Origin of the sequence: Scytonema sp. HK-05 (assembly GCF_963872035.1) — a bacterium.
Classification (GTDB): Bacteria; Cyanobacteriota; Cyanobacteriia; order Cyanobacteriales; family Nostocaceae; genus Kalymmatonema.
The window spans coordinates 119,605-134,244 of record NZ_CAWMYC010000079.1; the positions used below are offsets into that span (position 1 = coordinate 119,605).

Below are 14,640 nucleotides of genomic sequence, written 5' to 3' on the forward strand. Positions count from 1 at the left end.
ATTGGTGCATTATACTGCGTTAATGCACCCGAGTTCTAATAAGTAAAAATTAAACTCTAGCTAGAGTCACTTTTTCTGGCTGATCCTGATATTTACCTTGACGAGCTTCGTAACTGATAGCGCAGGGTTCGCCTTCTAGAAAGAGCAATTGTACCACGCCTTCATTGGCGTAAATACGACAGTCAGCGCTAGAAGAATTAGAAAACTCTAAGGTCAGATGACCCCTCCATGCTGCCTCAGCAGGAGTTAGATTTGCTATAATTCCACATCTTGCATAAGTGCTTTTACCGATACAAATCACTGTAATATTGTCTGGAACCTCTAGCATTTCTAGAGCTACTCCCAGACCATACGAGTGAGCAGGTAGTATAAAGTAACTACCGTTAGCATCCGTATGAAGTGGAGTTGGTTCGAGATTGTGAGGATTAAAGTTTTTGGGATCAACTACAGTTCCAGGAATGTGGCGGAAAATGCGGAACTCAACAGGAGAAAGGCGTATATCATACCCATAAGAAGATAAACCGTAGCTAATCACACGCCGCGACGGTTCATCTTCATTGATTTTTATTTCTCGAATCAGGCTTGGCTCAAAGGGCGAAATCATACCCTTGTGAGCCTTTTCAGTAATCCAAATGTCGTTTTTAATCACTAGTGTGCTGCTAATTTCAACCAAATAACTAGAATAGCGCGAACATAGTTCATTAGAAAGGCAGGGTGCGTTAACGAAGTGTAACGCACTCTACTTTTTTAGTGTTTTACCCAAAATGGTTTATGGTTGATGACTACGACGGATTTCGGTGATTTGGTCTGCTATTTCCAGAATAGATTGAGGCATTTCTGGTCCTGTAAGGATAATATCGACGTGGGAAGGACGTTTTGTCAGCAATGCTAAAACTTCTGTTTCAGGAATTAAGCCAAAATGAATGGCTAAGCTCAGCTCATCTAATACAACGAGAGAATACTTACCCTCAAAGATGACCTTTTGTGTATGTTGCCACAACTTTTGTAGGGATTTCGTTTCGGTTTCGTCCAACTGGGGTGTATCAATGCAACGAGGCAAATCACCGCGAATCCAATCTAATTTTTGTCCCAGTTGGATGGGATTTTCGTGTCCTTGACGAATGCCACCCTTAAGAAACTGTACGATTAACACTGGTGTGCCTTGACCAGCAATTCTCAGTGCTTGAGCCATGATACTAGTAAAAAAGCTACGATGAGAGCTAGTGAAAACTTGTACCAGCCCTTCAATGGAATATGGTAAGCTGAGGGTCAAATTTAAGCTTGGGGTTTCTAGCTGAGCAACCATAAAATGTTTCAAAAAATACAAAAAGATAAAGCGTTTTTGCTTAGGGTGGTTCTGGCAAATCCACCTGGATTATTTAGCTGTTTTTGACAATATGTAATGTCTTTGCCAAGCCGCATTCCTAGTCAAACACTAGGTTTATGCTGAAGTCAAGAGTTGTGGAAACTGAAATTCTTGCCTTTTGCCGGAAAGTAGTTGTAAAAATGAGAACACGTAACTGAAAGGACAAATCAATCAACCGAACAGGGAGGATGGCTGTGAGAGTCTGAGGTCAAGTCCATTTGATTGCTTATTGCTATGTCAGACCCATCAGACACACCAGACGCTTTAACGCGAAGAATATTTACAGTCAGCGATTAAGCTAATTTCATAAGAAAATCTTATTGTGGAGAAGTGAAATTTCCCGTCGGTGGCAAAACAGATGGATAACGTTTTGAATTTGACAAAATCAGGAGTGAATGGTAGTGAGATTAGTGATTCTAGGAGGTTCGGGTTCAGGGAAAAGCACTCAAGCACAAGGGCTTTGCAGATACTTTGATATCCCCCTGATCTCCACTAGTGAGATATTACGCGATGCGAGCGCAGGCTTTACCAACCTCGGTCATCTCGCACAGCCATACGTGGAGACAGGAGAACTTGTCTGGGACGAAATGATCATTTCATTCATCCAGACTCGGTTAAACAAGCCTGATTTTAACCGTGGTTGGGTGTTAGAAGGTTATCCCCGTACAGCGTTTCAAGCTGAACAACTGGACTTTTTGTTGGACAATTTAGGGCACAATTTAGACTGGGCAATTTATTTACAAGTCCCACAAGCAGTTATGGTGAGTCGTTCACTAGGGCGTTCTCTTCCAGATGACCAACCGGAAATCGTGCAGCGTCGTGTAGAAATATTTTATGACCGTACCATTCCCATCCTAGAATACTACGACCGTCGTCGGCGCTTGTTGACTATCAACGGTGACCAGTTACCAGAAGCCGTGCAGCAAAACATAGTCACTCTGCTCTCAACCCCCGAATAGGGTATGTTGTTCTCTTCACAATCAATACTTGAGAGAAAATACGCTTTATCTCCACAAAATTCAAAATGCTTGCAATTCTATCTGGTAATTTCTGATAATTTAACAATAATGTGAAATATTAAGTTGTTCTTTAAAAATACTTAAACCGTAATACTCAAAGCGTAACCGGCTGTATCGTATATACAAATTTTGAGGCAAACTTAATGGCTTGGCAGCGTCCAGACGGTCGGCAACCCTACCAATTACGTCCTATTAGCTTCCAGCAAGGTTTCACCCGCTTTGCTCCTGGTGCCGTTCTCACAAAATGTGGCGATACTCAAGTCCTTTGTAGCGTCAGCGTCATACAGGGAGTCCCTAAGTTTCTAGAAGGAACTGGCAAAGGTTGGCTAACCGCAGAATATCGAATGTTACCGTCAGCGACGCCGCAACGACAAGAACGAGAATTCATGAAGTTGTCTGGACGAACTCAAGAAATCCAACGTTTGATTGGACGTAGCTTAAGAGCAGCAGTGGATTTAGGTGCCCTGGGAGAACGCACGCTGACTGTGGATGCAGATGTGTTGCAAGCAGACGCTGGAACCAGGACAACAGCCATTACAGGAGGGTATGTGGCGATCGCTCACGCAATTTCAAAATTGTTGCAGCAGGGAGTTTTAGAGCGATCGCCCATCATTGGACAGGTAGCAGCTATTTCTGTCGGGTTGTTGCAGGGAGAGCCATTTTTGGATCTCAATTATATCGAAGATGTCACGGCTGAGGTAGATTTTAATGTGGTGATGAATCAGCAGTTGGGGATAATTGAAGTTCAGGGAACTGCTGAATCCGGTAGTTTTAGTCGTACTCAACTCAATCATCTACTAGATTTTGCCCAGAAGGGAATTCAAGAATTGTTAATCGCCCAACAAGAAGCCATCCCAGACTGGAATGATCTGTATCAGGGCTCTTGAGACTGTTGATTGCTGAGTGTAAATTATGCAGCGCTGAAAACTCAGCAAACAGCACTTTTTTGGTAACTTTAATAAATATTTTTGTTAAAATTTGGCGACAATTTTTACAACTGCCCACTCAAGCTCTGTTGAACTCATAGACATAGATGTTAAAAGTTTCAAAAAGTAAAAAGGGAAATTGTCAGAATTTCGCTATTGTAATGCTGGAAGTCGCTAATGTAATGATGAAGGGATGAGCAAAAAAGTTGAAGTTCTTCCAGATCAAGGGGCGCTAATTGCGCGCGCGCTAGAATTGATCCTGTCCAAGATGGAAACTGCTATTCAAGAGCGGGGGCAATTTACCATTGCTCTATCTGGTGGCAGCACACCTAAACCGTTGTACGAAGCAATCTCTACCCAAAAACTGCCATGGGATAAAATTCATGTATTTTGGGGAGATGAACGTTACGTCCCACCCGACCATCCAGATAGCAATCAACTGATGACGCGTCGTGCTTGGTTAGATCGCGTTGATATCCCAACGGGTAACATCCACGCCATACCTACAAATCAAAATGACCCGGCAGTGTCAGCAGCTGACTACGAAAGACATCTGCAAGAATTTTTTCACTCCTCACCAGGCGAGTTGCCTTCTTTGGATGTCATTTTATTAGGAATGGGAGATGATGCTCACACCGCATCTTTGTTTCCGCATACAGAAGCCTTAAAAGTAACAGATAAGCTCATTACCGTAGGGAACAAAGATGGAAACCCCCGCATCACCTTCACCTATCCATTCATTAACTCTGCTCGCTGCGTTATCTTTATAGTTGCTGGTGCCAATAAAAGACCAGCTCTTGCTCAAATTTTTGCACCAGTGGCAGATGAATTCACTTACCCATCGCGCTTGATTCAACCTCAAGGAGAACTTTGGTGGTTGCTAGATGCAGCAGCAGGAAGTGACCTCAAAAAGGATGCAGGATAAAGTACGAAGGATGAAGTATAAAGGATGAAAAATTAATCACACTTCATGACTTAATACTTCATACTTCAGCCTTCAAACGTACTTGTTAAAATCGGAAGCCAGAGTTGCCCCTCTGCTTGCTAGCACTATTTTACGATTGAACTTCAACAAAGACTTAACCTCATGATCGTCTGCCCTAATTGCAATCACCCAAACCCAGACGGCGCTGTCCAGTGTGAAGCTTGCTACACCCCATTACCAGCTACTACTAACTGTCCCAGCTGTGGGGCAAACGTGCAAGCAGATGCAGCTTTTTGCGGTCAGTGTGGTTATAACCTGCGTGCAGGTGCTCCCACTGGTGTTGCCGCAACCGTCGCACCTGATCTCCCACCAGATTTACCACCCTTTGTTAACCCTGATCCTCTTGTACAACCACAACCCATAGGGGTAAGTACTGCTAATTACACCTCCGCTAATTCCGCATCCTTACCACCAACAGCGGTTTCGGTTCCTGATCCATCAGTGGAAGTCACACAAAGTAGCGCCCCGCCTTCAAACGTCGCTGCACCACCCCCAGCGCCGGATTTCTCCGCACCACCCACTCCACCCCCAGCACCGGATCTATCCGCACCACCCACTCCACCCCCGGCACCGGAACTATCCGCACCACCCGCACCACCCCCAGCCCAAACTCCACCGCCCACAGTCGTACCATCTGCTTCTAGAACTCAGTTGCAGCAGGTGACGGCACGGCTGCTTCACATCCAAACAGACAGGGAAATTGAATTGCCGCAAAACCTCTCTGTTATTCATATGGGCAAGCCTAATGATCGCATCCCCCCAGATGTAGATGTTTCAGGATTTCCGAATTCGGAAATTGTTTCGCGGATTCATGCCGATATTCGGGTAGAGGGAGACGCCCACTACATCGAAGATGTCGGAAGTTCCAATGGCACCTACATCAATAACTTGCCCCTATTACCAGGAAATCGGCACCGCCTACGCCCAGGCGATCGCATAAGTTTGGGTAAGGGAGATATGGTAACATTCCTGTTTCAACTTGTATAACGAAGGCTCTAGTACCGCTACCTTTGTAAGTCAAAAGCATGCCCTTGAGCGATAGCGTTGCGGTCAAAAGTCAAAAGTCCTTTTTTCCTAGCTTTTGACCTGTTACAGATGGTCGGTTTATTTCCGCGCCCTGTGTACTAGTATAAATTCAAAAATGATTTGTGTCTGGTGGTTGATAGTCGCCGCCAGACACAAACTGTAGTTAGCATGGATAAAACTGCAACAAAAGCAGTCGGGTGAATACGTTTAGGAAAGTGACCCATGAGCAGCCTTGGCAAAGATTTTGAACCCTTGCTAACAAAAGAAGCGCCGCCAGCAGTTGACCGCATGGGGCTTACGTGGCTTATTGCCGCAGCGATCGCCACGATTTTACTGTGGCAAGTACCAGCAGGTAATTATATTTTATACCCATTTACCATCCTGGCAACTTGGTTTCACGAAATGGGTCACGGCTTGATGGCACTGCTATTGGGCGGACAGTTTCGGAAATTGGAAATTTTTGGTAACGGTTCCGGTGTAGCAAGTTATGCCATGTCCTTGTCTTTGGCACCAATTGGTCCAGCTTTAGTTGCAGCGGCAGGACCAATGGGACCACCGATTGCTGGTGCAGCTTTGATTTTGGCTTCCCGCAGTTTTAAGCTGGCAACGCTCAGTTTAAAAATTTTAGGTGTTTTCTTACTAGTTTCGACGATAATTTGGGTGCGATCGCTCTTTGGAATTGTGGCGATTCCTCTACTAGGTTTAATTATCCTAGGTATTGCCTTGAAAGCGCCGCGTTGGGTGCAGGGGTTTACTGTTCAATTTCTCGGCGTGCAAGCTTGTGTGAGTACGTATCATCAGCTGGACTATTTGTTTAGCTATAGTGCTGGTCCCTTGGGACTTTCGGATACAGCGCAAATACAGCAGCGGTTGTTGTTACCTTATTGGTTTTGGGGTGGATTGATGGCAGTTGCATCTCTGGTGATTTTAGTACAAAGCCTCCGCCTTGCCTATCGTTCGAGGTGAGCAACGCACCTTTTTTCCTTGATCATATGTAGTTTTTGTTATACAGCTAATACAGGGCATTGATTAAATGGAAATAGCTCCTCATATCTACGTCGATCCTCAGATTCATCACGGTACACCCGTGATCACCGGAACCCGAATTCCTGTCTCTATTGTGATTGGTTCGTTAGCAGGCGGTATGGATAAGCAAGAAGTCATGTAAGAATACGGACTCAGCAAAGAGCAGGTAGAAGCAGCTTTAGCATACGCAGCCGAGTTGGTAAAACAAACAGATGTTGTGCCACTAGGAGCTTAATTTTTGAACTTTTTAGTTGATGAGAATTTGTAAAATAAGAAACATTGCCCTGCCAAAGCTCTGTAGGGCGCATCTCAGTGATAGCAATACATTTGGCAAAGAAATCTGGATTCTTTTGATTTAGCTTTGTATGTTTAGTTATATATAAATATACGCACTCTCTTTGCATGGCTGCTACTCCCAATCCTGAGTTTCAGGCATATCTCGAAGCGATCGCCACTGAACCGAAGTATCAGTACTGGTCGAATAATTACACATCCACAGATACAGTAGGTAAGCAGCCGCTGAATGATATTGGGTTAATGGTGCAAACAGTACCGCTCAAACAGCAGCAAGGAATGTCATCTGAGGAAAAAGAGGAAATTGAACGGCTTAACGTGCTGGAGGCTATCCGTAAATATGCGGTAAAGCATGTATTGCTGGTAGGAAAACCCGGCTCAGGAAAATCAACAGCATTAGAGCGGCTGTTGTGGGAAGAAGCTACAAAACCTCTCCCCCCTACCCCCCTCTCCGAAGCGGAGAGGGGGGAAGAAGATTCTCCCCCTTCCCTCGTAGGGAAGGGGGCTGGGGGGTTAGGTCAGATCCCCGTGCTAGTGAGACTTAGAGAATACAAAACTTCTGTATTGGATATCATTCGGGATTTTTTGGCTACACATGATCCATCGCTTGAAGAACTCGAAGAAACTGATATTAAAAGGTTGCTGTTAAAGGGTCAGTTTTTGTTGTTAGTTGATGGGTTGAACGAATTGCCCGACGAACAAGCCAGAGAGGAGTTAAAGAAATTTCGGCAAAAATACAAGCGATGCACTCCCATGATATTTACCACGCGAGATTTGAGTCTAGGGCGAGACTTCCATTTTACCAAGCAACTGGAAATGCAACCCCTGACAGAAACTCAGATGCAAGCGTTTGTCCGGGCGTACCTTGGACAGCAGGGAGAGCAAATGCTACCGCAGTTGAATGACCGCCAGCGGAAATTTGCTGAAACACCCCTGCTGCTATGGATGCTGTGTCGCGTCTATGCCCAAGAGGGAGGTAAAATACCCACCAATTTGGGGGCGGCATTTCAGGACTTTGCCAGTCTCTATGACAATCAACTCAAAAGAGGTGTCCCAGCCTTTGAGAACTATCGCCACTGGTGTTCTGAATTGTTGCAACAGTTAGCGTTCAACATGATGCAGGGTGCAGCGCCAGCAGAACTTCGCTTGAATATTTCCAAAGGAGAAGCAGAAGACATCCTCACCCAGTATCTAGAACGGGAGAAGTTTGATAAGCCCCGCGACTATGCTAAACGCTGGTTAGAGGATTTGCTAGAGCATCACCTCATTCAGGTGCAAAGCAACAACCAAATTGAGTTTCGCCACCAGCTCTTGCAAGAATACTATGCGGCGGAATACTTGCTAAAACAGCTACATTGCCTGAGTGATGCCAAGTTGAAACGTGATTACCTCAATTACCTGAAGTGGACAGAACCGCTAGCGCTGATGTTGGCGTTGGAAGAAAAAGAGGCGCAGGCAATGCGAGTGGTGAAGTTGGCGTTGGATGTGGATTTGATGTTGGCGGCGAGGTTGGCGGGGGAGGTGAAGCCAGAGTTTCAGGAGAAGACGGTTGGATTGATTTTGGGGTTGAATGTTCCTCAAACACTTAAGATTGAGCTTTTAGGTATTACACGTTCTGAATATGCTAATGCATTTTCAAGTAATATATTACACTATGAATACTCAGATGCCCGTGGGAGTGCCGATTATGCATTAGAAAAAATTGGCAATCAGCAGGCGGTAGATGCCCTGATTCTGGCTTTACAGGATAAAAATTTATCTGTTCGTAGTAGTGCCATTGATGCATTAGCAAAAATCGGCAATCGTCAGGCAGTAGATGCCCTGATTCTGGCTTTACAAAATGAATACTCAGATGTCCGTAGTAGTGCCATTGATGCATTAGCAAAAATCGGCAATCGTCAGGCAGTAGATGCCCTGATTCTGGCTTTACAAAATGAATACTCAGATGTCCGTAGTAGTGCCGCTATTGCATTAGTAAAAATCTCCACTCAGCATATGGAAAATGCCCTAATTCTGGTTTCACAGCATCAATCATCTGTTCGTTTGAGTACCGCTATTGCATTAGGAAAAATTGGCAATCAGCAGGCAGAAAATGCCTTATTTCTGGCTTTACAGAATCAAGTCTCATCTATTCGTTTGAGTCTCACTGATCTATTTGCACAAATCGGCAATGTAGATGCCCTAATTCTGCGTTTACAGGATGAATACTTATCTGTTCGTTTGAGTGCTGCTTCTGCATTAGGAAATATTGCTGACTCTGAAATCCTGTCCCGTCTATGGGAGTTACGATTGAATGGGATAGAAGAGACAAGAAATACTATTTTAAAAATTCAAGAAGGTTGCAAGTTTTATAACCACGAAATTTTTAACTCTCCTCCCGTCGTGGAGGGTAAAACACTTCCAGGTTCAGCAGTCATCAACTCCGAGATCGTGCAGATTATTGAGAAAAATGATGGCACTGTTATAGCTAAGAAGATATGAGATGAAAAGCTTTCATTTAAGGAATAAAAACAATGCCAGAACAATCTCCAGGTTCCAAATATAGTTTCACTAATTCGGAAGTCGTGCAGATTATTGAGAAAAATGATGGTACTGTGATAGGTAAGAGTGTTTCAGAACAGAAACAAAATCTTGCACAAGCAAGGAAAGAAATTCAAGAATTATGCAATCAACTCAATCAAAATTACCCCGCTACAACAGAAACCCAGAAACAAACGGCTATAATTCAAACAGTTCAGCAGCAAATCAAGCGCAACCCCACTCTGAGACAGAGGCTGTGGAGTGCCTTCACAGCAGGTAGTACTGAGGCGTTGAAACAAGCGCTGGATGCGATTTACAAAAATCCTCTTGTCAGCATTTCGGTTGAGACAATTAAAGGCTTTCTAGAAGCAGAGTACAGCGAGTAGAACCCCACCCCTAACCCCTCCCCGCAAGCGGGGAGGGGCGGTTTTGGCGTAAGCCAAAGCTGGGGTGGGGTTCTCTGATTATGGGCAATTCACCGCATATGTCGTTCATTATAAATCAATACGGTTCCGATAAGACGAAAACCCTTAGTAGAACCACATTGTAGAGACGCGCCATGGCGCGTCTCTACAGAGAACGCGAATGCCACTAAAATCCTTAACTGAACCGTATTGCATTATAAATAGCCTGCGTAGGCAGGCTTTGTTTGTGTAGCCTCACCCTTCCAGGGTGAAGAATCATCAAGCATACCCTTGACATTTGCCAACATCAACTCATCACGTTGTTGCCAGACAGCAAATATTTCTTCTCTGCCATCATAAAGCGTCTCAGTGTCTATTTGATAGACTCCATTACTTACCCGCTTCAACTTCAAACCCAACAAATTCAACAGTCTATTGAGTATTTTTATCGCTGAAATATACTTTTTTTCCTGCAATAAATTAATACCAAGCGCCCTTTTGATATGTTTACTACACTGATAAGTAATATTTTTCAGTAACAACAAATCTGCATCATTTTCGGTAAATTCTCGTTCTGGTTCGAGGAACTGTAGCACTCCTAACGCCCTGAACGCCTCAACTTTAAGGGTATTAGTCTTTAAATCTGGCAGAAAAACTTTACCTTCACCCCAAGACAATTGCTGATGCCATTCTTGTTTATCTCTCAGGCGAAGAAACTCGCTTTCATGAGTTAGATAATAATGTGTTAATAATTGGCTATAATACCCTTTGTCATCCCATAATTTTAGCAGAGGAGTGACTTCAATACCATATTTCTGTCTAAGAGTATATTTATTAATTTGGTTGCGTTCCTCATCTGTGAGCGAGTGTTTCACTAAAAGCTGTTCATATTCCACGTAATCAATATCCTGAGCATTAGCTACAGCCGTTGCAGCCGCTAATTGATTTCGCCGCTTGATTTCTCTGATTTTAATATCAATTTCTTTTGATTTTTTGCGGCTATGAGACCAATCTTTCTGGACTTGGAATATTTCTAAAATCAACCTTTTACGGTTTGCAAAATCATTGGGGTCAGTTGCTAATAAGGCAAGGCGTAAATCTCGGACAATATTTTTTTGTACATCATTACTTCGTACATGAATTTGATGCCCATCAGCAATCAACCCATCTTTCATAGATTGACGGTAGAGGGTAATAGAAGCATTCACCCTTGCAGATAATTTTGCCCAAGTCCGCAAATGCATTGGATCATACACTAACGGCAAATCTACATCAACTTTATGCAGCGGACTAAGTAAAGCTAAGTTTTCTTTTTGATTTTCCTGATACCAATAAGACAATGAACGATAATTTGTGCTTCCACTGCCAATGAAGCCAATTCCTCGCTTAGCACACCAGACGATGCGCGGTACATCATCGCGTACTCTTGCTAATGCTTGTCGTGCTTCCGTATCAGGGATGACTCCTTGAAAAATACCATAAACTCTGTCAAAATGTTGGACATCAATGCTAATTCCCGTACCAAGGCTAGGAGTGACAAAAACAGTGTTGTATTCAGTCACTTTTTGATTGAGATTTGCTACAAAATCAACGGCTTCATGTCCTGGTGTGTTTGTCGTGTGACTGCTGATAACCAGAGTTTTTGGAAATTGCTGTTTCAATCTTTCTAAACGCTCTTTGAGGTAACGTTCGATTGTTTCACAACTGTAACGTCCAGTGCGACTATCGGTTGTGACATAACATTTTTGTCCTGTAATTAAATCGAGTTCCAGTTGATGAATTAAGGGAGTTGGGTTTGGAGAATCATAGAAAGTCACATCCCAACCTTGCTGTGGTTTCCACTGATTCACAACCACCCAAGGTGTTATTTTAATTCCTGCCAATCCCTGCAAATATTCTAAGGAAACATCTGATAAATCAGCATCTTGGGCAATAACTAACCCTCCAGTTATCAAAACTGTGGAAATAATCTGCTGGAATACTTTTAGAATTTTGACGCGCTTATCTTTACAAGTATTGCTGTTAAGTAGATGCCATAAAGATTGTTCGACTTCATCCAAAATTATTATCGCCCCTCGCCAATCTTCAGGATTCAGCTTCCAAAGGGAATCAATGCACAATCCGAGAGAATTAGGCTTGTAGTAAGCGCTTAAGCGCTGATTACGAAACCATTCCTCTTTACCCATTCCCCATTGAATGCCGATTTTGTCGCATAAAAAGCGTCCCAATTGGATTCTGTGAGTCATTAATAAAACGGGTTGGTTTCTGCTTTTGGCTTGATTCACAACAGCTTGCACTGTTGTGGTTTTCCCTGTTCCTTTTGCAGACTTGACTCCCACTAATCCAGACGTGGGGAACGGTATTTCTCCTAAATAGCGGCGGTTCAGGGTGAGTGCAGCAGGAATGGTTAACTCGCTGTGGGGTTTGATTTGGGCAAGGTAAACTTCTAAATCAATGCTTTGCCGATACATCGCCTCGAAAGCACTTGCACCTTTGGCGACAATAAAATCATCAACCCCTTTTTCTATTCCTGGAAGTTGAATGACTTGAACAAGGCAATTTGTTTCTTGGAAGAGAAATCCTAGCTGGGAGATGGCATTATTTACCGCTGCGATTGTCTTAGGTTGAGTTTCAAAATCAAAGCAAATGTAAAAGATGCGCCGAGTATTGGTAAACACCGCCAAGTCGGGGATAAGCTGGCGAGTAATCACTTTGCCAAAGTTATCTTTGATGACGCGGTAACCACTGGTAATTCCAGGGATGGCTAAAGCTGCGTATCCTTGTGTCAACAGTGCTGCTGCTTTTTTAACACCCTCGCAAATTATGACGGGGATGTTCTGTTCCATAACCCATTGCCAAAAGCCTTCGGCTTCACCATTACAGGCAATGTTGATATTGTCAGGTATGGCGACATTGTAACGTTGGGCGACTTGCTGCCAAATACGTAGTGATACCCGCAGACAAAATACGCGTGTTGGTGTGCTGGGGGGATGTTCGTACTTAATCAACTTGTTATTTTCATTTAATCGAGGTTGGTTGGGCTTAAAGCACCCCCACTCCATTGCTTGCCAATGATTGAGGGGATCAAGTCCAGAACACCACCAACCACCTTCAGCAATATGGGCGTAACGCTGCAACCACCCACTTCTTACCATTCCAGTATTTGTACGGGGTAGATGTTCAGAAATCAATAAGTAGTCATAAGTTGTTCTGCCTTGTAGAGACATAAAATTGAGTCTAGCAAGGTCTAAATCTATACCGCTACCTTTGACTAATTCCTCAAGGTGTTGGGGGTTTAGATAGTACGAATGCATTGGTTTAGGTGGCAAAGGATGACAAGGGACTTAACACCTTATCATGCATTTGCTGGTTTTGAGATCAGCGATGGTGAAAGTTTTGTGAGACTCATTATAGGTATAAAAAAATACCCATTATTTGGAACTGCGAGAAGTCATGCGGTTATAGACAAGACGAGACATCTTGGGAAAAATATCTACCTCATCAGCGTATGCCGAGTCTGGAGCGAAAATCGCCAAAATATAAGTAGCTTTACTATTCTCTGTGACAACCATTGCCGCTTCTGCGCGAGAAATAGAAGTCCAGCCAGCTTTAGAATGTAAACGAACACGAGTATGGGGTAAAGACTCACCAAAAAAGGTGCGTACAGGGTTGAAATCATAAGAGTCTGGCGATCGCCAAACTTTGGGATTTAAATCTCTTTTTAGCCATCCACACATTTTTTTGCTAGCTTGCACAGAAACAGCCTGCCCGGCGTAACAAATTTCGTACAATAGTCTGGCTGCGTGTTGAGTTGTTATCCTATTCCAGTCCCCTGGGTTACTTAGCAGCTGTGATTCACTCCCCTCAGGTTCTGGAAGATTAATGTAGTCAATGGGAAATGTTTTTTGAATAACACTAATATTTTTGTAACCTGCTTGTCGGAAAAACCGGTTAACTTGTTGGCGTTTGTTTTTCCAAACTTTAAACTTTTCACTCTTTAGTTCTGGTTCAGAACGCGTACCTGTGACTTCGTCAAGAATAAAGCTAGCAGCCTCATTATCAGACTCCTTTATCATTTTTGCCAGATAAGGAGCAAAATCCTTTTCATTTTTCCAAATACCATTCTCTATTTGGGCATACAAAACGACCATCCAAAACATTTTAATGACACTAGCGGGATATCTTGGTGTATTTTCTTGATATCCGGCTGTTTCGCTAGTTTTTGCATCTATTAAGGTAATCGATAAAGGCTTTGTAGGCAGACTTTGATCAGTAGCAAGCTCTACAACATCGTTAACAATGGCTTGCAACTCTTGAGAGTGTTTAAAATTTGGAGGCTTTTTGAGATTGTAGACGACTTCTAAATCTTGTTTTTCTGGTTGACGAGACGGAATAGGCAGTGATTTGGCAACAGCCCAGTCAGGAACTGGTGGAGGTGGAGTCAGTGATTTGAACTTTTGTCGGGCGGGTGATTTGGCAGCAACCTCGACAGCAGGAGTTGGCAAAGGTGCAGTTAGTGATTTGGAATTTTGTTGGGTGGATGATTTGGCAGCAACTTGGACACTAGCAGGTGAAGCCGATGTCGGTAGATTCAATGAATATTGGGCAGATGATTTTACAAACTGTTCTGCCATATATTTAGTTATCAAAATGGCTATCAATACACTTAGAATTGTGAATTTAAGTGTCAGATGATTGACTTTGGTAGCCAAGCTGAGCTTTGAGAATTGGTGAAAGAAAATTTGAGATTTACGCCGTTTCGGCATTTTATCTAATTTTTAATTGGTTTTTCTAAGGACAAAAAAGTTAACATGACGCATTTTAGCAAAAAGGTGTAATTTATACCAAAGACATTTAGACAGATTTTGAAAATCAAGGCAACTGTACTTGTAGCGGTTCTCATTTGCCTTGAATACAGTTTTTGTAGGCTGTCCTGCCCTGCCATAGATGTCAACTTCACGCTCAAATACCCAATCCACCGTCGTTTAGATCCCCCAACCCCCTTAAAAAGGGGGCTAATATTGAATGAAGTAATTATTTATCTGTGTCCATCTGTGTCCATCTGTGGTTCATT

General features: G+C 43.3%; 12 protein-coding genes. 8 read left to right on the plus strand and 4 right to left on the minus strand.

All coding sequences use genetic code 11. From position 1 onward, the window contains the following. Nucleotides 1-49: 49 nt before the first annotated feature. Together dcd and AACT52_RS11005 are read right to left on the minus strand one after the other, a co-directional pair. Nucleotides 50-649, minus strand: a complete 600-nt coding sequence (dcd, locus tag AACT52_RS11000; protein ID WP_073630813.1) for a dCTP deaminase — start codon at nt 647-649, stop codon at nt 50-52. Between the two features lie 120 nt (nt 650-769). Then, nucleotides 770-1,306 (minus strand): P-loop NTPase family protein, encoded by a 537-nt coding sequence (locus AACT52_RS11005; RefSeq protein WP_073630815.1) that lies wholly within the window; start codon nt 1,304-1,306, stop codon nt 770-772. 461 nt (nt 1,307-1,767) lie between these two features. Here AACT52_RS11005 and AACT52_RS11010 point away from each other — a divergent pair, with 461 nt between their 5' ends. From AACT52_RS11010 to AACT52_RS11045, 8 genes are all read left to right on the plus strand, one after another. Beyond that, nucleotides 1,768-2,325, plus strand: coding sequence for an adenylate kinase family protein (locus AACT52_RS11010; protein ID WP_198940903.1), 558 nt, complete (start codon nt 1,768-1,770; stop codon nt 2,323-2,325). 203 nt (nt 2,326-2,528) lie between these two features. Next, a complete protein-coding gene (gene rph / locus AACT52_RS11015; RefSeq protein ID WP_073630819.1) occupies nt 2,529-3,272 on the plus strand; it encodes a ribonuclease PH in 744 nt (247 codons plus the stop codon). 232 nt (nt 3,273-3,504) lie between these two features. After that, nucleotides 3,505-4,236 (plus strand): 6-phosphogluconolactonase, encoded by a 732-nt coding sequence (gene pgl, locus AACT52_RS11020; protein ID WP_073630821.1) that lies wholly within the window; start codon nt 3,505-3,507, stop codon nt 4,234-4,236. A gap of 162 nt (nt 4,237-4,398) precedes the next feature. Continuing rightward, on the plus strand, nt 4,399-5,283 hold the full coding sequence (locus AACT52_RS11025) for an FHA domain-containing protein (RefSeq protein ID WP_073630823.1): 885 nt from the start codon (nt 4,399-4,401) through the stop codon (nt 5,281-5,283). A 261-nt stretch (nt 5,284-5,544) separates the two neighbouring features. Then, nucleotides 5,545-6,288: a M50 family metallopeptidase gene (locus tag AACT52_RS11030; RefSeq protein ID WP_073630825.1), complete on the plus strand. Its 744-nt coding sequence runs from the start codon at nt 5,545-5,547 to the stop codon at nt 6,286-6,288. A 67-nt stretch (nt 6,289-6,355) separates the two neighbouring features. Continuing rightward, nucleotides 6,356-6,490 (plus strand): DUF433 domain-containing protein, encoded by a 135-nt coding sequence (locus AACT52_RS11035; RefSeq protein WP_233153914.1) that lies wholly within the window; start codon nt 6,356-6,358, stop codon nt 6,488-6,490. Between the two features lie 260 nt (nt 6,491-6,750). Continuing rightward, nucleotides 6,751-9,123, plus strand: coding sequence for an NACHT domain-containing protein (locus tag AACT52_RS11040; protein ID WP_073630827.1), 2,373 nt, complete (start codon nt 6,751-6,753; stop codon nt 9,121-9,123). Between the two features lie 32 nt (nt 9,124-9,155). Further along, on the plus strand, nt 9,156-9,548 hold the full coding sequence (locus AACT52_RS11045; RefSeq protein ID WP_073630829.1) for a hypothetical protein: 393 nt from the start codon (nt 9,156-9,158) through the stop codon (nt 9,546-9,548). Between the two features lie 233 nt (nt 9,549-9,781). Here the strand turns inward: AACT52_RS11045 and AACT52_RS11050 are convergent, their stop codons facing one another. Further along, entirely contained in the window at nt 9,782-12,880 is a 3,099-nt protein-coding gene (locus AACT52_RS11050) for a plasmid replication protein, CyRepA1 family (RefSeq protein ID WP_073630831.1), read from the minus strand. 117 nt (nt 12,881-12,997) lie between these two features. After that, on the minus strand, nt 12,998-14,332 hold the full coding sequence (locus AACT52_RS11055) for a serine hydrolase (RefSeq protein WP_073630833.1): 1,335 nt from the start codon (nt 14,330-14,332) through the stop codon (nt 12,998-13,000). Between the last annotated feature and the right edge of the window lie 308 nt (nt 14,333-14,640).

Excerpts from the sequence above, each read along its gene's own strand:
- AACT52_RS11005 (WP_073630815.1), bottom strand. The coding sequence starts at position 1,306 with ATGGTTGCTCAGCTAGAAACCCCAAGCTTAAATTTGACCCTCAGCTTA.
- rph (WP_073630819.1), top strand. The coding sequence starts at position 2,529 with ATGGCTTGGCAGCGTCCAGACGGTCGGCAACCCTACCAATTACGTCCT.
- pgl (WP_073630821.1), top strand. The coding sequence starts at position 3,505 with ATGAGCAAAAAAGTTGAAGTTCTTCCAGATCAAGGGGCGCTAATTGCG.
- AACT52_RS11025 (WP_073630823.1), top strand. The coding sequence starts at position 4,399 with ATGATCGTCTGCCCTAATTGCAATCACCCAAACCCAGACGGCGCTGTC.
- AACT52_RS11030 (WP_073630825.1), top strand. The coding sequence starts at position 5,545 with ATGAGCAGCCTTGGCAAAGATTTTGAACCCTTGCTAACAAAAGAAGCG.
- AACT52_RS11035 (WP_233153914.1), top strand. The coding sequence starts at position 6,356 with ATGGAAATAGCTCCTCATATCTACGTCGATCCTCAGATTCATCACGGT.
- AACT52_RS11040 (WP_073630827.1), top strand. The coding sequence starts at position 6,751 with ATGGCTGCTACTCCCAATCCTGAGTTTCAGGCATATCTCGAAGCGATC.
- AACT52_RS11045 (WP_073630829.1), top strand. The coding sequence starts at position 9,156 with ATGCCAGAACAATCTCCAGGTTCCAAATATAGTTTCACTAATTCGGAA.
- AACT52_RS11050 (WP_073630831.1), bottom strand. The coding sequence starts at position 12,880 with ATGCATTCGTACTATCTAAACCCCCAACACCTTGAGGAATTAGTCAAA.
- AACT52_RS11055 (WP_073630833.1), bottom strand. The coding sequence starts at position 14,332 with ATGCCGAAACGGCGTAAATCTCAAATTTTCTTTCACCAATTCTCAAAG.